We start from the raw sequence: 19700 nt of genomic DNA, 5'->3' as shown, positions 1-19700 counted from the left end.
CGTAGAGGTGTCGCTCGTCATAGAGTTGAAGCTCCCTCTGCTAGCTCGAGAATACAAGGCCAGAGAACACGGTGTTGAAGTCGTATAGGAAAGTCCGTGCGACACGTCGAAGCGATGCCCGACGTGCGGGTTTACTCACGACGACAATCGGTCAAGAGAGGCGTTCGAGTGCCAGAAGTGCGGGTACGGGAACCTCGCAGACTACAACGCTTCGAAGAGTATCGGTTTGCAGTATCTCCGTCGCAGACAAAACACAGGCAACGGAGGCGCACCCGTAGATGTGCGCTTGAATCATGGAACGCTGAACGTGAGCGGAGAATACGTATCCTCTGCCTCTGTAGAGGCATAGAACAGGAGTCCACGCGAAAGCCTCGGTGTCGTTCGAGAGAGCTCCGCTCTCTCGTGATCAAGCGAACCCTTGGGTTCGCGGACCTCGCAGGATCGGAGATCCCGCTCAGTGACGAGACGCTCCGCGTCTCCAACTACTTGACGCCGAGGCAATTCAGGCATTGTTCATCCGCTGTATTTGGCGATTCCCACATTGCTGGCAGATGCTGACTCGGTATGGCTCTCGAGAAAACTCTGCGTTTTCCTTGCGAATACTCTCTGTCCGAATCTGGATAGAAACTTCGTGTAATGTTTTTATATCACACGTTTCACAATACTCAGTCACGCCGTCAACAGAGTTACTGGTGGTCGCCATCGTAAAGTGTACGACGTCTGGGAACAAAAATATATCTGTTTATGGTTTAGAGATTAAATTAACGTGACTGATTGTCACAGATCCATGCCTCTCATGTTACATCACTAACTAAGTGGTTGGGTCAACTTCCGCTGGTCCGAACTGAGACCACCAAATCAACCCACCTTGGGACCAAACGGTGAGATATTCGATCTGCTACGTCTGCGAAAGTGGTGGTCAAGGAGGTCATTGTCTTTCCGTTCTGTTTGTTCAGCACCATATCAGAGATCCGCTTTATTCACAGTCACTAATACTAAAGTATATTATGTACGTTGATTATGCTAGTTAATGACATAATATAAAGTCAGTTTAGTATTTGTACTCTCTTCGGATAGTTTTAGATATTTTTAATATCCGAGTCATCGCATACGCAGTTGCAATGTCCGATGCAAAGACTTGCCCCAAGAACCAGGCTGTTGAGTTCCTCAAAGACCACCCACGAATGATGGGCGTGCTGTTTACTGTTTGTCTGTTTCTGTCGCAGGCAGGAAGTGTGGCCGCGGCGAACGGTGGCGCAATCCGCTGATCACAGATCCTCGATATTGATATCGTGACTCCATCGTAGTTTTCCTTCTATCTGAATTGGGATATCTTCAAGCAGGAGGAACTGTTGAACCTCCTCAGTAGAGAGGTTGAACGTGTCAAGTGAGCCGCCAATTAAGTAGTACTCGTTGTTTGATTCAATATAGGGGATAAACACTGTTCCCATCCCATACGAGCCAGTTGGATAGGTTTTGATTTTGACTTCATAGCCGTCGTCAGCCGACTTAATTTCACACATATTTACCACGCTGCTTTCCGCCTGAACAATTGAAAATCCACCATCTCCAATGACAATGTATTGCCCACCAAGTAGTATGACTTCACGTGCAATTTCGTGAGCGGCATACAGCGGGAAACCACGATTGAGGAGGCGAGCAACCGTTTTCCCCATTTTTACTGCTTCGTTGTCGACCAGGTCCCCCAAGGTAGCGATTCCACCGATACTCCCTGCCTGAACGAGGTGATACCCCTGTCTGTAGGATCGACAAGCGTTCAAAAAGAAGGCGTCCATGCCGACAGTGTCGAGTGTTGCGGCATCAAGCACTCCGTCTGTGCACTGAATTCCTTCATCGTCAATATGACCAATGTAATGGAGGAAATTAGTCGGTGTCTGAAGAACTGATCGCAATTCTTCAACGGTTAGGTTTTGGTGAACGGTAATTCCAAACGGGAAGTCGCTACGGGACCCGTAGACTTCGTCGACGATATCTCTCTCGTGGTTCATATTCAAATCAACATCAACAAGCGGACTTGAGAGATCGATACCATTGTATACAACAGTAACATCGATATCGTCCTCTGTCGGTCGTCGACCGAGACGGTTCTGATATGCTTCGAGTAGCGCCTTGTTCGCTCCAAGGGGTATCCCATTACCAATCCAGATATTCTCAAGTGAGTTGTTCAGCTCGGGCTGGATATACGGCTCTGCAACCCCTTCCCTACTCTGATACTGAGTGTCATCGCCATTTCGAAGGAATTCGTTGATGAGTGCTTTTTGTTCGTTCGGCGGCGAGATTTCCTGACCACGGGATGTGCGCACGACGGCGAGACGATGTGAGATAAAGGGAAGTATTTCGACGTGTTCAGGTTCGGGGTCCACGTGAGCAGTGACCATCCAATCTGGGATATGTGGCTCGATCACTGAAAACGGTATGTCGAAGTAGGCTTCAAGACGCTCGGCAGGTGGACAGTCATACAGAGAGGTAAGGTCGTAGTCGAAATACGGCTCTACGGCTTGATGCTCGTGGAGATCTACCGGGTGAGCGCCCTCAGTTCGGACGATACAGTCGAGGAAGAAGACTTGTTTCAATATCTTCTCGACAGCTTTCTCAAATTGTCCCCCTGTCCCGAGGGTATACTGGAAGCCAGATTCAGTGACTAACTTTGGCGTCTCAGCTGGAACAGCATCTGCCCCAAGATAGTATACGAGCGGAGCTGCGGCGTAAATTGATCGGTAATTGGCCGGAATTTCGAGTCGGATGTCTGGATCCGAATGCTCTATGTTAGTTGGAATGTGCAGTTCTTTTCCAAGTTTAACAGCCGGAGGATGACCTCGGTTCGAGGGAAACGACCGTTCGGGGCTCTGTGTCTTGAGCGCCGATGCGAACGTTGAAATAGTAGCTATCATATCCTGCGGATCGTCAGTTGTTGTGACGGTTTCGGTCGGCTGTTCGTGGTCTGAACACGCTCCGATCAACACTTCTGTTTCATCACCAAAATCGATGTAAGTCTGTGTCAAACTCGAAGAGACAGTGATGGCACTCTCCACCTGAAGAGATAGTTCAATCGGCGCGAAGAGTTCGAGATGGTAGATTCCTTGGCAAAATGTTTTCGATGATGACTGCTCGACGCTCGACACAAACGATCCTGTTTCGTCCCGTACGTGTACTGGTACAACAGTTGGAAGCGTAATCGCGTTCGTCGTTATCGATACCGCTGCGTCGACAGAAGATGAAATCTGGCTGTTATCTATTTCCTCGGGTGAAACAATGTTGGGTGTCCAAAGAAGATACTGATGCCGATCGATTCGATCGAAAATCTCGACTCCGTAGCCGCCTTCTATCGGCACAAATAATACGTCTTTCAGCCGACCACTTTCATCTATACTAGAGTATGGGTCGTTCGAAAACCCCATCACTCTTGTTAGCGGGCCGCTAGAATAAATCTCTTATCTCGATTCATCCCTATTTGTGACCGGTGAAGTGTATATTCTGCGGCTATTATAGCGCAAATCCCGTCGGAGTAGGCCCTCGAGCTTTCGGACAACTTCCGAACGCTCGAGGTACATAGCGTGCTCAGAGCAGAAGTTATCTCGAGATATTCCCCTGCTCAAATCACTAGACAAAGGGTGGTAGGTGAACAGTAGGTTGGATGCTGGTGCAACACTCATCAGCGAAGGGAGGGGGAGGCACCCCTTCAGCTGATGGGCGGAGTCATTTCTTCTGATCCGCCAGTTTCATCAGATTCTCGAGGTTTTCACTCATTCGTTACCAGCCACATGTCGTTACAATGGTACGTGCCCGCCTAACCGATGAAGCGTGCACTAACACTCGCAATGACTCTCGCAGTGATCGGCGGTCTCATGACGATGGGATCCGCTGGAACAGCCGCGGCTCAAGATATCCAAATCAGTGGTGACGGTGGCGATGGAGGCGATGCAGTCAATGTCGCTGATGTGAACCAAGAAAATACTATTGGGCAGGAAGCCACTATCAACGCGCCGACGATAGGTGCTAACGACGACGAGTCTGACGACAGGCACAAGGATGATAATTCGAACGATGCTAACAATGGTGGCTCTGCGAGCGTTGGAATCGATCAGAGCGCCGAGCAACAAAACAACGCTGAAGTGACCCAGACCGCTGAAGCCGGTGACGGTGGCGATGGCGGCGCCGTTGACGTCAACCTCGACCTTGGCAACGGCCTGGTCTAATCGTCGAGAAAGCGCGTCAGTAATCTCTGGGCACCACTGAGTCATCTATTTTTGGCCTTGGCGAAACGATAGATGGTCAACATAGTTGGAGGTCTTCTTGTGAACTACCCCACCCTACTCGCTCACGGCTGACGCCGTTCGCTCCTTGAGGGTCGTGCGGTGTTGACGAGACGCGCTGCGTCTCGTTCGCACACCAGAGATCGAAGATTTCTGGAGACGTTGTATCCCCTCCCTGCTCGCTCCCGCTGGTCGCTCGCTGAAGAAGGGGGCTTAGCGCCTCAATCCAGCTAATCAATGGATACGCGTTCGAGTACGGCGACGAAGTACGTGCATTGCTACACCGGTTTGCGACCGATGAAGCTCAAGTCGATATTGAAGCAGCGGTTATCTACTTCCGAGACTGCACTCGCCACAACTGATAAACGGACACGATGAGTCTATCCAAAATATAAATGGTGTCCGATACTGATTCCTCGACAGCGGTCGACGAAGAAGTTCGCCAGCTGTACGAGCGATATCAGTCGGCCGAAAGCGACGAAGAATGCCACGAAATAGCTCTTGAAATGGGGAAGCTCGACGGACGCCGTCATGCCGATATTTATGCCGCTCTCGAAGACGAATAATCTCAATTCGACTATATCCCGTATTTCTAACACCGGGATAGAACTCACATGTCAGGATGATTTCGACCCCTTGGCCGGCAGCAAATCATAGACTCCTTCTCGTGAACCGCCTCGGGTTCAAGCCCCGAGGCACTCGGCCTGCTCCGCCTGTAGAACGAATCCGCGAGCCTATTGATAAACGCCTGCTCATTCGCTCCCACGATTAGAAAGGTACGTAGTCCGTGAATTCGGCTACTCGTCGCAGAACATCCCTGCATCAAATTCAGTTTCCCATCGCGGACGTTCTGGCCCCGGCATCTCATCAGCATGACCTCGCAGTTCGGTCATCGTTGTCCAAGGGTGGCACTGGGTCATCGCCTCAAACCGTTTGAAGAAGCTCAGATGGACCCAGCTATATTCGGCGGGCGGCTCATCAATGTCGCTTTGACGCTCTTTGATGAGGTCGGTGAGTTCTCGCTCGCTGATGTCGATACCTTCCTCTTGCGCGACTGTCAGCAGTGATGCGATTTCCTCTTTCTTCTTCTCGGTAACGCTCTGCTCACTATCAATATGATTGAAGTCGGCGTAGTACACCGCCAGAGCAGCCTGGATGACGTCTTCTCGTGTCTTTAGACTATCGCGGGTGAGGCCAGTATAGTCGCGCGGGAACACGAATGTCTTATTCACAAAGAGTGCTCTGACAAAACCGAGTTCCGGACTCTCACCACCGCTTTCTTTCTCATAGACACCAGCGATGTAATCTGCTGCCTCACCGAGAAGGTTGATCTTGATGTCGAATTTGGGGACTACTGCGGTGTCCAGGTTGATCGTATCCCCGAGGACGATCGATTCGGCGTTCGTTGGCATGTTGAGGCAGTTAGCGAACTCTCGGAGACGTCGTCCGTATACGCCGCGGTAGCTTCCAAGAACCAGGTAGCTACTATTTGCTTGCTCGAACCGGGGGAGCTCTTCGTTCATATAGCGGACAACTTCGTGGTAGTCCCCCTGTGGTGGGGAGCTGATTCCTTCGAAAATACGGTTGACAGCCCGGTAGATGGCATATGAATTGCGTGGAACGCGTGGGCCGCTCATACGACAGTCTACAGAGGTGTCCGTCTTAAGCGTTCATATACAGGTTGGAAAAGATGGTGTTTTCCCAACTTGGTCGTCCCGAACAGTTACGTGAATGGAGACGGAATAGACACCTATGAGTAATAGTGCGTGGGGTTCAGGAAATCCGATCGGCGGCGAGGCAGACCCATTTGGAGGTGACGATGTCATGCCGATCGAGAAACAGCGACGGGCACACCAATTCCTCACGCAGGAAACCCGCTACCACATCATCCAAGCCGTGCTTGGGCATCCAACGTACCTGGCGACACTCGACGAGCTCGAATACCTCGTGCCCAAGAATCGCTCCACTATCCGAGAGCATCTTAACCGGCTTGCAGATAAGCAGGTGATGGCGAAGTACAAATACCGTGGAGATGAGACCGAGCGTAACGAGCCACGGGAGTTCTGGGGGTTCACCGGTTACGGGATCACCCTCTTAGATGAGTACAGCTACCTCCGCTACGTTCCGGTTCTGCGTGCCCTGCAGGAAAATCTCTATTTGACCGAGAAAATTGAACGTCATCAGGATGCACCGCGACCAGAACTGCCAGAAGATGTTAGTGAAGCCCTCAAGATCCCAGAAATAGACGACGAAACAGAGGCAATTATTGATGACGCGCTCGCTGTCCGAGAACGCGGTGGCGACCAGCTCTTCGATGCACCCCCTATTGAACCGGACGAAGACGTCGAGACCGAAGCTGGTGCAGACCGACCTCTCGACGAACTCTTCTGATCTTCTGGCTGCCCGTCGTCTACGACCTGCAACGCGAGACAGCGTTACTCACAGCTTTGACATCAGAGAAGACTTCATGACACTGTCTAGTCAGTGACATCCACCTCCGCCTGAAGGCGGAGGAATCCCGAGCGTTGGGATATTAGGGTTTGCAGACTCCCTGTTCTCTCGGTGTGAACCGTCCGCTCTCGCGGTCGAACAGGAAGACTCCGGGCTGTGCCAACCAGCCGTTACTCATATCCCCCGTTGGAGGACTCTGAGTTATCTTTCTGCGAATGTTCACCGCATCGTTCACATCTGCGTTCATCGTCGTCTCGCACGATTCACAGATGTACAGCCCACGCTCCACCCGATTACTCTCCCGAATCTGACCGCAACACGAACACGTTTTGCTTGTGTTCTCCTCGTCTACGCGGTCAACGAGGATGCCGTATTCCTCGGCCTTGTATTCGAGCAGGTGGGCGAATCGGTCGAACTCCCATCCGTGCAATTTCTTGTTCCCAGACTGACCCCAGTTCCGCGAGTCGCCATTCTCGTCTTCACGGATGTCGCTGAGGTCGCCAACTGCTATCTCCTCTATGCCTTCTTCGACACACCGTTGAACAATGTGTTTCGAGAGCGTGTGGAGGAAGTGGTCTTTGCGTCGAGAGAGTTTCCGGCGAGCCTTCAACGCCCGCTTGGATGGCCCGTTCTCGCCTTCGGTCTGGTACTCATCTCGAGTGAAGTAGTGCTTGTCTTCTTTCAGCGTGTTCCCCGGATACAACTCCGAGGAGCCATCCTCGTAGTCGATGGCAAGGTAGTTGCTGATACCGAGGTCGATACCTGCCGTCTTGTCACCGGGAGCGTCCTCGACGGGAATTTCCTTTTTGCAGACGAGGTGGAGTTCCCACTCGTCTCCGTTCCAGACGGCACGCACCTGCTGGATGTTCTCCACTTGTACGTCGGGCCGAGTTTCGTATTCCGCGAGGATAAAGTCAGACCGTCCATCTTTCAGGTTGAAACCTTTCGAGAGGCGGAGTTGACCGTGTTTATCGTCGTGTTTGATGCCTTTCTGTTTCCACGTCACGGTGGAGCATGGGTGTCGGTCGCCACGTTTCCTGTAGCCCGGTGGGTTATTGCCGTCGTCGGAGTTGTACCAGCCGTTAAACGCTTCAGCAAGCTCTTCGAGAACTCGCTGACTTGACTGAGAATGCAGGTCACTATAGCGTTCGTGGTTTTTCAACTCTGATTTCAGTTCGGCTTCGCCGGGTATCTCGCCGTCTTCGTCCCATCGGCCTTGGATGTAGTAGCGTCCGACGTTCCACAGTTTGGATGCTGCGAACCCGCACTGGTCGAGGTCGTCACGAACCTGTTCGTGGTTCGTGATGCGTGCGACGTAGGGACGGGTCGTCTCCAGCATCGTACTGTGTTCATAACTAGTTATGGATCAAAGTCTATTAGATTCTGTGTTTAGCGTGGAATATCTGGGCTGTCGGAGTCGGTAGAATGGGTCACTGAGTGACGGCGCGTATCCACGGCCTGAAGGCCGTGGTATTGCGCCTGCTCTACGTATAACCGCACGCCTGTCGAAGAGGCAAAAATCGCTGACTAGAAAGTACCCCACTTCGTTACTTGTCAGCGGCCTGGCGAACGTCCGCGAGCGTGCGCTGAACGGCCTCGTTTCCGACGGCCTCTCCCAGCGTCTCGAATCCAGTGCGTTCGCTTCGGTCGCTCGCATTTGCGACGAGCCTCGAGACGATGAACTCTGGTGTCGACCGCCCCACGGTGTCGAAGCGAGGCTGGTAGTCGACGACCAACTCGAGGTCGGGACTCAGTCCCTCTGCGAAGATGCCGTCGATGCGGGCCTCGGGCGGCAGGGGCTCGAGGTCGTCCGCGAGGTGGGTAACGAACACGCCCAGCGCTTCGCGGTCGACGGTCAGTGTCACCAGTCCGTGCAGGAGGTCTGCCGCACTGCCAGGTTCGGTGATCGCCTCGAACTCGTCGACCAGCATCAGGGTTTTCCCGTCGGCCGATAGCGGCGGCACGATCGAGCGCAGCGTCGACTCGAGGACGCCTGCATTGAAACTCGCGTGGCGGCGATGAAAGACCAGCGCGTCAATTGGTGTCACTTCGGCCTGCTCAGCGGGAACGGGCAGCCCCATCGTCGCCAGCAGGACGATCTGGCACAGCGTCTCGAGCAGGGTTGTCTTCCCGCCGCTGTTCGCTCCCGTGAGGACGGTGACGTGCTGCTGGCCGGGAATGCCAGCCTCTGTGGGTCCCTCGGTAACGGTATGGTCGCCCAGCGCGTAGGTGATCGGCTGAACGTCCTCGCTGCTCGCGTCAACTGTAAGGTTGCGCGCGGCGACGACAGACACGGCCGCGCCGTCCTCTCCCCGGAACGTCGGTCGGGTACAGTCGTGGGCGAGTGCAAAGCGCGCCAGCGAGAGGTGGAACGCGATTTCGTCGACGGCGCTGACGGCCTGTTCGATGGCTTCGTCCCGCTCTGAGAGCGTCGATTCGAACTCTTCCGCGACTCGCTCTTCACGTTCGTCGGCGGCCTCTCGGAGGTCTGACCGCAGCCGGCGGAGCGTTCCGCCGACGAAGTCTGTGGCGTCCGTCGCGTTCGTCGGTATCGCTTCCCGTACCTGCTCGACCGTGACATCAGTATCCGAGAGGAGTCGAGCCTCGAACGCCTCGCGAAAGTCCGTGACGTCCTGAACACCGCCGTCTTGGAGATCATCGATGAGTTCGAGCGCGTTCGCATCCATGTCCTCGACTGTGCCTAGCGTGTCGCGCAACCGGTCGAGTTCCTCGTCTGCTCCCTCGCGGACCCGACCGTTGTTGAGTGCCGCAAGCGCAGTCGCGGCCGCCTCGAGAGCGTCGGCCTCGATATCCGCGATCAACGCGAAGGGACCGGACTTTACACCGGATTCGAGCAGCGCGAGCGCAGCTTCGACGGCGGCGAGTTCACTCCCATCGCGGTCATCGTAGCGGTTGAACGCCGCGAGCACGACCTCTCGGTCGTCGGCGGCGAGCGTCTCCCAAGCGTCTCGAGCCGCGAGCACGTTATCAAGGCGGTCTTCCATTGCCTTCTTGCTCTCGAGTGGTGTAAGCACCCGGATCCGGTCGGCTGCGCGCTGGGTGACGGCGTGATTGACAGCGAGATCTAGCAGTTCGTTGTACGCAGATCGGGCATCGCTCGTGGCCAAGATGTCCATTCTCTCGCCACCGGTCGCCCGGCGAAGGATCCGCGTCGCCCGTCCCCGGGCGAGTCCGGTGTCGGAGAGTGTCCGTATGTCCCCGCTCTCAATTGCTTGGACCGCTTGCTCTTGACCCAGCTCCTTGACCAATGTCTCCCGTGTCTTCGGACCGACTCCCCAATACTCCTCAAGTCGCATACTTCTGAGTTCGAGCCGACCATCTTGAACACTGTGCCCCAAACATTGAGTCGATCCGAACGGAATTGTGGACCCGTCATACCGGGCCCACCGCTCGACAGGCTTCGGCGTGACTATCCTTTCGTGCGCACAGAAATTGAGATTGCGTCGTTCGACGCGTATGGAGTTAGCACTGTCTCATTCCACCATTTCAGCAGACTCTCCGTGGATAGCTAATGCAGAGAAACTACCGATACGCAGGATGATTCCATTTACATTTCTGATGGAACAGACCAGTATGAAGATTGATCTCTGATACCGTTTCAACACAGCTAACCCAACTGATTGACCATATTGGTCACGAAGGAACTTAGAGTTCGATGACGGAACGCTCCTGCTCCGCGACACACCCGAGGAAGTTCCCTACGCAGAGTGGGACGACCGCGACGGTGACGAGTTTCGAACTCAGGCCTATCGCTATCGTTCGCTTCTCGAGTGGGCTGGTGAGTGGCATAGCGACTCCAGTGACGCTGGTCAATCAACTCTCCAGCAGAACGCCCGTCGATCCCACTCTCTCGATCTCGAGTTTCAGTTTCACTGTAGTTGGCTCGCCTATATACAGATTCAGGGATGATACTAGTATTAGAGGGAGCGGACACACCACCACCCTGTCACAGTCACACACGCTCCCTCCTTTCCACACTCCCCTCTGCCAACCCATGTCCACAGCGAACCCACCATCTCTCGGTACATGCCCGTTCTGCCAAGCCGAGATCACGACGACCAATGTGATCGTTGAATACGAAACAGAGACAGGACCAGCAGTATACGCTGAGTGCCCCGAATGCCGGGACGTCGTAAACCCAGAGTGATTCCCCCTCCATGCTATTTGAACGAGTAGACCAGTTGCTGTCCTGGACACAGCAGCCAGAAGTCGTGTACGAATGTCGTCACTGCGGAACCTCCGTGAGTAAGGACACCGAAGCCTGTCCTACCTGCGGATCAGGAGCAATCGCCATGTACCGGATATCCTGATCCATGACAGAGGACTACGACCGGCTCTTGGAGGTTGTCGCGGAGAACCCAGGTGCCACTCTCGAGGAAATCATAGACCTGGCACGTGATCACGGCATCATCAACACCGATATTCCGGATCTTGTCTCGATGGCGGTCAGCAATGACGATCTTCTCGAGTTTGACGAGCGGTACTGGGTGATGCGGACAGGCAAGTATCGGTTCCACCGATACGACCACCCGGAAACGTAACTGGAGAATTGCTCGTGCTCCGACGGCAGAGCAATCCTTACCAGATCAAAAGAAATCTCCGGTAACCGATAAGCCGGAACAGCACTCGACGGCTAGTCAGAAAAGGGGGCTTCGACGTATTGCTGTTCCCAGTCGCGTCGGGCCTTCATCTCACGGCTTTGTAATATGCACGACCAGCGTGGAACACGAGCGTCGTCCCCGCCTCGAGCAATCCAACCGACGGTAGCTGCCAAGCGTGTTCAGCAAGCTTCGGTCCATTCGCTTGATTCGACGGCGTCTGCCATCTTCCCACATTGCCTGGCGAGCATGCCGTTGATGTCGTCTACGACCATTAGACAACCAAACTTTATCATATACAAGTTTATTTGTCTCCAGTTGGCAAGTGAACGTGGTGACAGTTGGCTCTCATGCTGGATGGCGTATGTGGACTGTCCGGTTCTGACCACCGACTGGGTAATAATAGGTGGGCTAAAGTTAACAAGAACTATTAAACAATGAGATACAGATAATATTATGGCGCAGCAATCGACACGACGGACGGTGCTGGGCGGCGTTGGTACGGGTATCGCAGCCTTGGCGGGCTGTCTCGGTGACGACGACCCGTCAGGTGACGGGACCGAGGCGATCACGGTCGCCCGATCCGAGGCGAGCCAAGACGGTGAGTGGCAGCCCTACGGCGGTGTTGTCCCCTACTATACGAACATCTTCGAACCACTCGTAGGGACGACCCAGGAGATGGAACCGGCCCCAGTGCTAGCAACCGACTGGGAGCGCGAGAACGAGTCAACTTGGCGGTTCGACCTGCGCGAGGACGTCACCTTCCACGACGGCTCTGTGTTCACGGCGGACGCAGTGGTCTCTACATTCGACACGCTGATCAATCACTGGGACGCCACGGGCTGGATCAACGTCGACACCGGTGGGGTGACAGCGGTCGACGACCACACTGTTGAGTTCGAGACGACCGAGCCGTTCCCGGCCCTTCCAGGGACAATCTCTCACGATTACTTCGGTATCATCCACCCAGACACCGATGAAGACGCAGGCGTCGTCCTGGGAACGGGTCCATTCCAGTTCGTCAATCGCGACGGTCACGACGTAACAGTGGAGCCGTACGAGGACCACTGGGACAGTACGCCGACCACGGAGCGCCTCGCTTTCAATGTTGTCGACGACGGAACAACCCGGACGACGGCCCTAGAGAGCGGCGACGTCGATCTGGCGATTGATCCGCCTCAAAGCGACGTCGGCCGCCTTGAGGACGATCCCGAGACGGCGGTCGAAACCCAGCGGACACCGCGGACCTGCTTCGGCGGCGTCAACATCTACAAGGAACCGACAGATGACGAAATGCTCCGCCGGGCGCTGTGTTATGCTGTCAACCAGGAACAGCTCGTCGAGACGGTGTTGGAGGGCGTCGGCGACCCCGCCCGCGGTCCCATTTCACCGGAGATTCCGTGGGCGGCCCACGACGAACTCCCGGGGATGGGGCCGGATCGCGACCGCGCTCGTGAACTCGTCGCTGAGTCGAGTTATGATGGGGAGACCCTGACTATTCTGATCGATGGCAGCGAGCCGGACGACCGGGCCGTCGCGGAGATCCTCCAGAACTGGTTCGAAGAGATCAACGTCGAGAGCGAAATCCGCAGCGTCGAATCTGCGGCGTTCTACGAGACATTCACTGACGGCGAGGCCCACGTCTCGATCGTCGCTTTCGGCTCGAACTCCGCGGCCTCCGACTACCTTATCCGCGCTGTCTTCCATTCCGAAGGCAGCGACAACCAGCAGCTCTACGAGTCAGAAGGTACCGGCATCATGAATCTCGGTAGTGAGGTTGACGACCTCATTGAGGGCGGGTACCTGGCCGAGTCGGCCGATCAAAAGGCCGATCTCTACGGCGAGGTCCAAGAGCGTGTCGTCGAACAGGGTGTCGTGATCCCGCTGTACTACCTCGAGTACACGTTAGCGCGGCGGGCCTCGCTGCCCGCACCGGAGCTGCATCCGATCGATAAGCACACTGACTTCACCGAACTCGAGCGAGGCGAATGAGCATGCCGGCGTCGGTCGACATGGCTTCGATCTGGGCGCAGGCCATTGAGAGCGGCGCGATCGATCGGTGGGCGCCCGATGCCGATCGCGACTACTGGCAAACCCACGGTGACGCCTACGACGATCGATTTCCCGACGGGCCGCCAGAGGGGTTCGACGCCGTGGCTGAGGCCACCGCCGAGGCACGGACGGCCCTCGAGATTGGCCCCGGGACAGGCCGATACACCATGCGTCTCGCACCTCAGGTCGAGCAGATGACCGTCGTCGACTACGCACCCTCAATGCTCGACCGGCTGCAAACCCGTCTCACAAACCAAGGCATCGACGGCGTCACCTGCCGTGAAGGTCGATGGCCAGCAGTCGGCGCTGCGCCTCACGACCTTGTTCTCGCCGCCTGGACGACATATTCCCAGCGCGAGATCGACGCCGCGCTCGATGCAATGGTTGCCGCCACGCGACGGCGGCTGGTGATCGTAGACAGTGCCGGCGTTGCTCCCCCTCACACAAAACTGCTCGCTGCCGTCTGCGGCGACGACCCGCCTGATCCCGCACCTCGAGCGCTCTACGTCGTGAGCTATCTTTGGGAGACCGGCGTACGGGCATCACTTACGGTCGACAGTGCCCGCCGCTGTTACGAGGCCGACTCCTCGCAGTCGATAGCTACCCAACTCGCTCCCGAGGCCAATCCAGCGACCATCTCGACGCTCGCTGACCGACTTGATGACCATCTCGAACCGACTGCCGAGGGCGTTCGCTACCAGTACGAGATTCCCGCCGGTGTTGTCGTCTGGGATCCGACCGACGAATCGCTGGCAGAGGGTTCATCGGGCGACGGCCGGTCGGACGCGACTGAAAGCGGAGGTCCTGACTGATGCAGTACCTGCTACGTCGTTTCGGGAGTTCGGCAGTCGTGCTCTTCGGAGTCACGATGATTACCTACGGCCTGGTTCACCTCACGCCCGGCGATCCGGCCCGGACCGTCCTCGCCGAGCGCCAGGGCCAACAGCCCTCCGAGGCGGACGTCCAGGCGTTCCGCGCCGAAGAGGGACTTGACGAGCCGCTCCCACTACAGTATCTCCACTGGATAGGTGATGTCCTCCAGGGCGATCTCGGGCGGTCGTACTACGGCGATGGCGCGGTGCTTGACCTCCTCATCGCCTATCTCCCGAACACAATCGAACTCGCTGGCGCGTCAATTTTGGTGGCCGTTGCCGTCGCGATTCCAGCGGGTGTGGTGAGTGCCGTCTACCGTGGGACGTGGATCGACTACGTGAGCCAAGTGATCGCGCTACTGGGCGTCTCGATGCCGAACTTCTGGCTGGGCTATCTGCTTATTATCGGTGGTGCCCTCCGGCTGGGTATCTTTCCCGTCTATGGGGCGGGCACTGTGGCTCACCTCGTGCTGCCTGCGGTCACGCTCGGAACTGGAATGGCTGCCGTGCTCACGCGGCTCGTCCGTTCGTCACTGCTGGAGACCCTGGAGGAGCCCTACGTTGATGCAGCTCGGGCGCGTGGGCTGCCTGAGCGCGCGCTGGTCGTTGCCCATGCCCTCCGGACCGCCATGCTGCCGGTCGTTACGATGATTGGCCTGCAGCTCGGCTACGTCCTCGGTGGCGCAGTCGTCGTCGAGGTTGTCTTTCAGCGGCCCGGTCTTGGAATGCTGCTCGTCGATGCCGTCTTTGCCCGGGACTTCCCGGTCATTCAGGGTGTAACGTTGTTGGTCGGAACCTGCTTCGTCATCGTTAATCTCGGGACAGACCTCGCGTACCAACGTCTCGATCCGCGCGTTTCGCTAGCAGGTGGTGGCACATGAGCGCCTCGCGACTTCGGTCGGCTCATCGTGCGTTTCGCCAGGAGTGTCTCACTCATCCGACAATCCTTGCGCTCTGTCGGAATCCCTCGGCCGTCGCAGGCGGGGTTGTCGTGACAGCCCTCGCCGTCCTCGCGATCGTCGGCCCCTTTGTGACTCCCTATGATCCAACCACCCAGCATCTCGAGAACCAGCTACAAGCCCCCTCACTCGCCCATCCGCTCGGAACCGATCAGCTGGGCCGGGACGTCGCGACTAGGGTGGTCTACGGTGCCCGCCTCACCCTCGGCATCGCCCTTCTCGTTACAGTCGTCCGGCTAACGATCGGTGTAGTCGTTGGCCTTGTCGCTGGCTACGTTGGTGGCTGGGTTGACGAGGCGCTGATGCGGGTGGTCGACGTCCTGCTCGCCTTTCCCGGCATTGTTCTCGCACTTGTCGTCGCGGGGATCCTAGGGCCGAGCCTGACCAACCTTGTGCTCGCACTCGCCGTTGTCGGCTGGACTCGATACGCGAGGGTCGTCCGCTCGAGCGTCCTCGAAGTTCGCGAGCGCCCGTTCGTCGCCGCCTCTCGGCTGACTGGCGCCTCCCGATGGCGAGTGGTTCGACGACACGTCCTTCCAAACGTCGCCGGACCGGTAGTCGTCCTCGCAACGCTCGATCTCGGCGGCGTAATCCTCGCCGCAGCCGGCCTCTCCTTCTTGGGGCTGGGCGCCCAGCCGCCAGCCCCCGAGTGGGGGACGATGCTCGCAACCGGCCGCCACCACCTTCGAGAGGCCTCGTGGCTGGTGAACGCGCCTGGCCTGGCAATCGTCTTTGCGGTGCTAGGCTCGAACCTCCTTGGCGACGGCCTGCGAGACGCGCTGGATCCGACCGATCGGACCGGCGACGCCCGAACCGAGGTGGCCCGCCGTGACTGAGTCCCTCCTCGACGTTCGGGATCTCTGCGTGCAGTTCAAAGGTTCGGATGGGACGGTCCGGGCCGTCGACGGCCTCTCGCTATCGGTCGAGGCCGGCGAGGTCGTCGGTCTCGTTGGAGAGAGCGGCTGCGGTAAGTCTGCTGCCGTCCGCGCGATCGCAGGACTCCACGGCGACGATGCACAGGTTGAGGGCACCGTCACATTCGACGGTACCAACCTGCGGGAGGCACCGGCCGAACGCCTACGACAACTGCGCGCGACCCAGATATCGACGGTGTTCCAAGACCCAGCGGCGACCCTGACACCGACTCGAACCGTGGGTTCGCACTTGCGGGAGGTGCTCCGCCTCGCCGATCGGCCTGCCGAGCGCTCACTCCGGTCAGTCACGGGCTTCGACTTGGGTCTAGGGCGCGTCGTGGGTGACAACGTGGATTCTGATCGGCGGGATCGCGCCGCAGCGCTCCTTGATAACGTTGGTCTCGACGGTTCTGACTTTCTAGACCGTTATCCCCACGAACTGAGCGGCGGCGAGGCTCAGCGGGTCTCGCTGGCGCTGGCACTAGCATCCGACCCCGACCTGTTGCTGGCCGACGAGCCGACGACGGCCCTTGACGCGACGACACAGATGGACGTCCTCGACCTGCTCGACGATCTGGTTTCGGAGCGCGACCTCACGACGTTGCTTGTCAGTCATGACCTAGAACTTGTCGGCGAGCGCTGTGATCGCGTCGTGGTCGCCTACGCCGGCCGGACGATGGAGGCTGGCCCCGCCGAACGCGTACTGTCGACTCCCCGTCATCCCTACACTGCGGCCCTGCTTGCGTGCCGACTCGACGGTGCCGACCCAGGTGAAACTCTTCCAACGGTCGACGGCTCGGTGCCCGATCCAACGACCGAAACGGCGGGCTGCCCGTTCGCGTCGCGTTGTAGCCACGCTACCGACGACTGCCGGTCGAAGGCGCCGCCGACCATGGATCTCGGCGACGACGGCCGCGTCAGCTGTGGTGAGCGGGACGCGATCGCTGCGCCGGAACCCGCGTCAGCATCCACCGGCGGAGACGCTACAACTGGTATCGCTGGAGGGGCGGCACTGGACGACGACACGGCGTGTGCCTCTCGGTCTCGCACCATCTCCGTCGACGGCGGAGAGCTGTCGTTCGCCCACACTGGAGCATCCCAGTCAGCTGATGCCGGGCAGTCGCCGTCCACCGATAGGTCATTGCCCGCCGACGGGGAGCCGCTACTCGAACTCGAGGACGTCTCGAAGCGCTATCCCATCGACGACTCCTGGCTCGCTCGCCTTCGGGGGACCGATCGTTACACGGATGCCGTTGACGACGTCTCGCTGTCAGTCGGCGGGGGAGAAACTCTCGGGATTGTCGGCGAGAGCGGCGCCGGCAAGTCGACTGTGATTGACCTCATCACCGGACTCGATACGCCGACCAGCGGCAGGATTCAGCTAGCTGGTAAGCCGATCGGCGCCCTCGGTGACCGCTCTCGTGAACAGGTGGTATCGATCGGTCGGCTCTTCCAACATCCACGGTCGAGTCTCGACCCACGTCAGCGGGTGCGTACCGCAATCGAAGAACCGCTTGTCGAAGCGGGCTGGGAGTCGACGCGTTGCGAGGATCGGATTCGGGAGTTGCTCACCCTCGTTGGCCTCGACAACCGCCACGCCGACCGCCGCCCCGACCAGCTCTCCGGCGGTCAGTGCCAGCGGGTCGCTCTCGCCCGAGCGCTCGCTCTCGAGCCCGCGCTGGTCGTCCTCGATGAGCCCACCGCCGCGCTTGATGTCTCCGTCCGTGCCCAGGTCTGCAATCTACTTGTCGGTCTACAGACCCATCTGGATTGTGCGTTCGTCCTCGTGAGCCACGATCTCGGCGTCGTCGGCCACCTCGCCGATCAGATTGCCGTCATGCGCGACGGCCACGTCGTCGAGGCCGGTTCCGCTGCGGTGGTCTGTACTGATCCCGAGACAGCCTATACAAGACGGCTTCTGACCGCCGCTAGCGGTGTTCCCGATCCCAATCCAGCACCGCCAGCCAACTACCAATCCCTTGACTACGAATGACAACAGCCAATTCAACCACGCGATCCGCTGACGCATCGTCTCTTAGCCATCCGACGTACGACGTCGCCGTCATTGGCGGCGGCCCCGCCGGCTGCTCGGCCGCCGTCTTCACCGCCCGCGCAGACTTGGGGACAGTCCTGTTTGAACACAACCGCGCATCTCTGTTGAAGTCGGCCCACCTCGAGAACTACCTCGGCTTTCCGCTTGGAATTCAGCCGACCCAATTTCTCGAGTTGGCTCGCGAGCATGTTCGTGAAGTCGGCTGCGATGTCCACCGAGAGGGCGTGACCTCCCTACGAGTGCTCGACGATGATTGTGGCCAAGTCGAGCTTGAGGGTGGCAAAACGACTACCGACAGTGAGACCGACAACCACACGTTCGTCCTTGAAACCAAAGAGCGAACTGTTGCGGCCGATCGTATAATCGTCGCCTCTTGGGCTCGGACCGAGTTCCTCGAGCCCCTGTCTGTGACCCGTGAACCCGAGGAACCCGGGCCGGTAATGGTTATCCCGACCGACGAAGACGGCCGGACCGACTGCGATGGAGTCTACGCTGCCGGCCGAATTACGAGCACCAACCACCAGGCAATTGTCAACGCTGGTAACGGTGCTGATGTTGCTTTGACACTAATTCGGGACGTTCGCCCCGACTACTACAACGACTGGGTGGTTCCCGAGGGCTACTACGACAGCTACGACCGCGAGATCCCAGAGGGCGTCGAAGAGATTTCTGTGAACGAACGTCGACAGCGGAAAGACCGCGCTGAGGCGGTGATGGCAGACTTCTTCGAGCAGTGATCAGGTCAACTGCTTCTCTATACCGCACTACGATAGGGTTCCACTTGCATTTACGCTCGAGCAGCCGGTTCAGAACGACAAGACTGCTGCCGAGTCGGATCGAACTGTCGCGTTCGTCCAGGGCCACCGATACGTCTCTGCATCTGCGCTTCGAGACAACCCCACTACGACATCTGCTCTCGGCGAGTGATCATGCGCGGATGTCGTTGAGGTAGCTCTGGGTCTCGTTGAGCTGGCGTTGGATGTCTTGGCCGCTGGTACTAAAGCGGGCAGAGATCACTGCTCGAGTCGAGACCTCCTGGTACCTTCTGAATACCCACCTTCGAGATTGCTCTCGAGTCCCGGTAGTTGTTACAGGGAGACGCACACGTACCTTTTTTCGTCGGGTTCGCTCGCGTTTCTCGCTCACCACTCCTCCAAAAATCTACGCTAAAAAGCTGCCTCCGCGGGCTTCGCTCGCGGATGCTGGCAGTGATATCTGCTTCACCTGTACGTACCGTTCGTCGGGTAGTCGAAGAGGGATATGCGAACCGTTCTATGACACCTTCTATACGGATTTGCTCCTCGAGAGTATCGGTGCTGTCGTCCTCCTGTGGCTCATGAGATCTTTTTCGAGAGGTAGGACAGCCTACGCTACTGAATTGAAAACACGAGAGAACGACTTCCCGTCATAGCTCTACCTTGTGGCCAGAACCACTTAAAGGAGCGAAGGAGTGTAGTCAGCGGGGATAGGACTCATCGAGGCTTACGATTGTCCTTGAGCACAACC

At 57.5% G+C, this 19700-nt stretch carries 15 protein-coding genes and 2 pseudogenes; 12 read left to right on the top strand and 5 right to left on the bottom strand.

Annotated elements, in window-relative coordinates:
* A pseudogene (locus QA609_RS23545) lies at positions 1-349 on the top strand (zinc ribbon domain-containing protein); the annotation flags it as partial.
* 153 nt (positions 350-502) lie between these two features.
* Here the strand turns inward: QA609_RS23545 and QA609_RS23540 are convergent.
* Together QA609_RS23540 and QA609_RS23535 are read right to left on the bottom strand one after the other, a co-directional pair.
* Positions 503-703, bottom strand: coding sequence for a hypothetical protein (locus QA609_RS23540; protein WP_278305061.1), 201 nt, complete (start codon positions 701-703; stop codon positions 503-505).
* A gap of 565 nt (positions 704-1268) precedes the next feature.
* Entirely contained in the window at positions 1269-3419 is a 2151-nt protein-coding gene (locus tag QA609_RS23535; RefSeq protein ID WP_278305060.1) for a hypothetical protein, read from the bottom strand.
* 420 nt (positions 3420-3839) lie between these two features.
* Between QA609_RS23535 and QA609_RS23530 the strand changes: the two genes are divergently transcribed.
* Complete coding sequence (locus QA609_RS23530; RefSeq protein ID WP_343233826.1) at positions 3840-4217, top strand: hypothetical protein; 378 nt, start codon at positions 3840-3842, stop codon at positions 4215-4217.
* A 452-nt stretch (positions 4218-4669) separates the two neighbouring features.
* Entirely contained in the window at positions 4670-4840 is a 171-nt protein-coding gene (locus QA609_RS23525) for a hypothetical protein (RefSeq protein ID WP_278305058.1), read from the top strand.
* A 231-nt stretch (positions 4841-5071) separates the two neighbouring features.
* On the opposite strand, the gene QA609_RS23520 is transcribed toward QA609_RS23525, so the two are convergent.
* Positions 5072-5911: a hypothetical protein gene (locus QA609_RS23520; protein WP_278305057.1), complete on the bottom strand. Its 840-nt coding sequence runs from the start codon at positions 5909-5911 to the stop codon at positions 5072-5074.
* A 115-nt stretch (positions 5912-6026) separates the two neighbouring features.
* Here QA609_RS23520 and QA609_RS23515 point away from each other — a divergent pair, with 115 nt between their 5' ends.
* A complete protein-coding gene (locus QA609_RS23515) occupies positions 6027-6665 on the top strand; it encodes a hypothetical protein (protein WP_278305056.1) in 639 nt (212 codons plus the stop codon).
* Positions 6666-6807: 142 nt separating this feature from the next.
* Here the strand turns inward: QA609_RS23515 and QA609_RS23510 are convergent, their stop codons facing one another.
* Positions 6808-8064 (bottom strand): transposase, encoded by a 1257-nt coding sequence (locus QA609_RS23510; RefSeq protein WP_278305055.1) that lies wholly within the window; start codon positions 8062-8064, stop codon positions 6808-6810.
* A 208-nt stretch (positions 8065-8272) separates the two neighbouring features.
* Positions 8273-10042 (bottom strand): DNA mismatch repair protein, encoded by a 1770-nt coding sequence (locus QA609_RS23505; RefSeq protein WP_278305054.1) that lies wholly within the window; start codon positions 10040-10042, stop codon positions 8273-8275.
* Between the two features lie 349 nt (positions 10043-10391).
* Here QA609_RS23505 and QA609_RS24705 point away from each other — a divergent pair.
* The 8 genes and pseudogenes from QA609_RS24705 to QA609_RS23465 all read left to right on the top strand — a co-directional run.
* Positions 10392-10532, top strand: a pseudogene (locus QA609_RS24705) (hypothetical protein); the annotation flags it as partial.
* A 527-nt stretch (positions 10533-11059) separates the two neighbouring features.
* Complete coding sequence (locus QA609_RS23495; protein WP_278305053.1) at positions 11060-11287, top strand: hypothetical protein; 228 nt, start codon at positions 11060-11062, stop codon at positions 11285-11287.
* A 513-nt stretch (positions 11288-11800) separates the two neighbouring features.
* Complete coding sequence (locus tag QA609_RS23490) at positions 11801-13336, top strand: ABC transporter substrate-binding protein (RefSeq protein ID WP_278305052.1); 1536 nt, start codon at positions 11801-11803, stop codon at positions 13334-13336.
* The gene (locus tag QA609_RS23485) at positions 13333-14208 is read left to right on the top strand and encodes a class I SAM-dependent methyltransferase (RefSeq protein WP_278305051.1); all 876 of its coding nucleotides are present in this window, start codon (positions 13333-13335) and stop codon (positions 14206-14208) included. Before QA609_RS23490 ends, QA609_RS23485 begins: the two co-directional genes overlap by 4 nt.
* Positions 14208-15149, top strand: coding sequence for a nickel ABC transporter permease (nikB, locus tag QA609_RS23480; protein WP_278305050.1), 942 nt, complete (start codon positions 14208-14210; stop codon positions 15147-15149). The genes QA609_RS23485 and nikB overlap by 1 nt, the downstream gene beginning before the upstream one ends.
* Positions 15146-16063: a nickel transporter permease gene (gene nikC, locus QA609_RS23475; protein WP_278305049.1), complete on the top strand. Its 918-nt coding sequence runs from the start codon at positions 15146-15148 to the stop codon at positions 16061-16063. Before nikB ends, nikC begins: the two co-directional genes overlap by 4 nt.
* Positions 16056-18134: an ABC transporter ATP-binding protein gene (locus QA609_RS23470; protein ID WP_278305048.1), complete on the top strand. Its 2079-nt coding sequence runs from the start codon at positions 16056-16058 to the stop codon at positions 18132-18134. The genes nikC and QA609_RS23470 overlap by 8 nt, the downstream gene beginning before the upstream one ends.
* Positions 18131-18931 (top strand): NAD(P)/FAD-dependent oxidoreductase, encoded by an 801-nt coding sequence (locus QA609_RS23465; protein ID WP_278305047.1) that lies wholly within the window; start codon positions 18131-18133, stop codon positions 18929-18931. Before QA609_RS23470 ends, QA609_RS23465 begins: the two co-directional genes overlap by 4 nt.
* The last annotated feature ends 769 nt before the right edge of the window (positions 18932-19700 follow it).

The sequence above is a fragment of the Natronococcus sp. A-GB7 genome (assembly GCF_029688865.1).
GTDB lineage: Archaea > Halobacteriota > Halobacteria > Halobacteriales > Natrialbaceae > Natronococcus.
The sequence above is the reverse complement of the archived record's forward strand: the minus strand, read 5'-3'. Positions and strand labels throughout refer to the sequence as shown.

Excerpts from the sequence above, each read along its gene's own strand:
- QA609_RS23505 (WP_278305054.1), bottom strand. The coding sequence starts at position 10,042 with ATGCGACTTGAGGAGTATTGGGGAGTCGGTCCGAAGACACGGGAGACA.
- QA609_RS23520 (WP_278305057.1), bottom strand. The coding sequence starts at position 5,911 with ATGAGCGGCCCACGCGTTCCACGCAATTCATATGCCATCTACCGGGCT.
- QA609_RS23515 (WP_278305056.1), top strand. The coding sequence starts at position 6,027 with ATGAGTAATAGTGCGTGGGGTTCAGGAAATCCGATCGGCGGCGAGGCA.
- QA609_RS23535 (WP_278305060.1), bottom strand. The coding sequence starts at position 3,419 with ATGGGGTTTTCGAACGACCCATACTCTAGTATAGATGAAAGTGGTCGG.
- nikC (WP_278305049.1), top strand. The coding sequence starts at position 15,146 with ATGAGCGCCTCGCGACTTCGGTCGGCTCATCGTGCGTTTCGCCAGGAG.
- QA609_RS23510 (WP_278305055.1), bottom strand. The coding sequence starts at position 8,064 with ATGCTGGAGACGACCCGTCCCTACGTCGCACGCATCACGAACCACGAA.
- QA609_RS23465 (WP_278305047.1), top strand. The coding sequence starts at position 18,131 with ATGACAACAGCCAATTCAACCACGCGATCCGCTGACGCATCGTCTCTT.
- nikB (WP_278305050.1), top strand. The coding sequence starts at position 14,208 with ATGCAGTACCTGCTACGTCGTTTCGGGAGTTCGGCAGTCGTGCTCTTC.
- QA609_RS23540 (WP_278305061.1), bottom strand. The coding sequence starts at position 703 with ATGGCGACCACCAGTAACTCTGTTGACGGCGTGACTGAGTATTGTGAA.
- QA609_RS23490 (WP_278305052.1), top strand. The coding sequence starts at position 11,801 with ATGGCGCAGCAATCGACACGACGGACGGTGCTGGGCGGCGTTGGTACG.
- QA609_RS23530 (WP_343233826.1), top strand. The coding sequence starts at position 3,840 with ATGACTCTCGCAGTGATCGGCGGTCTCATGACGATGGGATCCGCTGGA.
- QA609_RS23525 (WP_278305058.1), top strand. The coding sequence starts at position 4,670 with ATGGTGTCCGATACTGATTCCTCGACAGCGGTCGACGAAGAAGTTCGC.
- QA609_RS23485 (WP_278305051.1), top strand. The coding sequence starts at position 13,333 with ATGAGCATGCCGGCGTCGGTCGACATGGCTTCGATCTGGGCGCAGGCC.
- QA609_RS23495 (WP_278305053.1), top strand. The coding sequence starts at position 11,060 with ATGACAGAGGACTACGACCGGCTCTTGGAGGTTGTCGCGGAGAACCCA.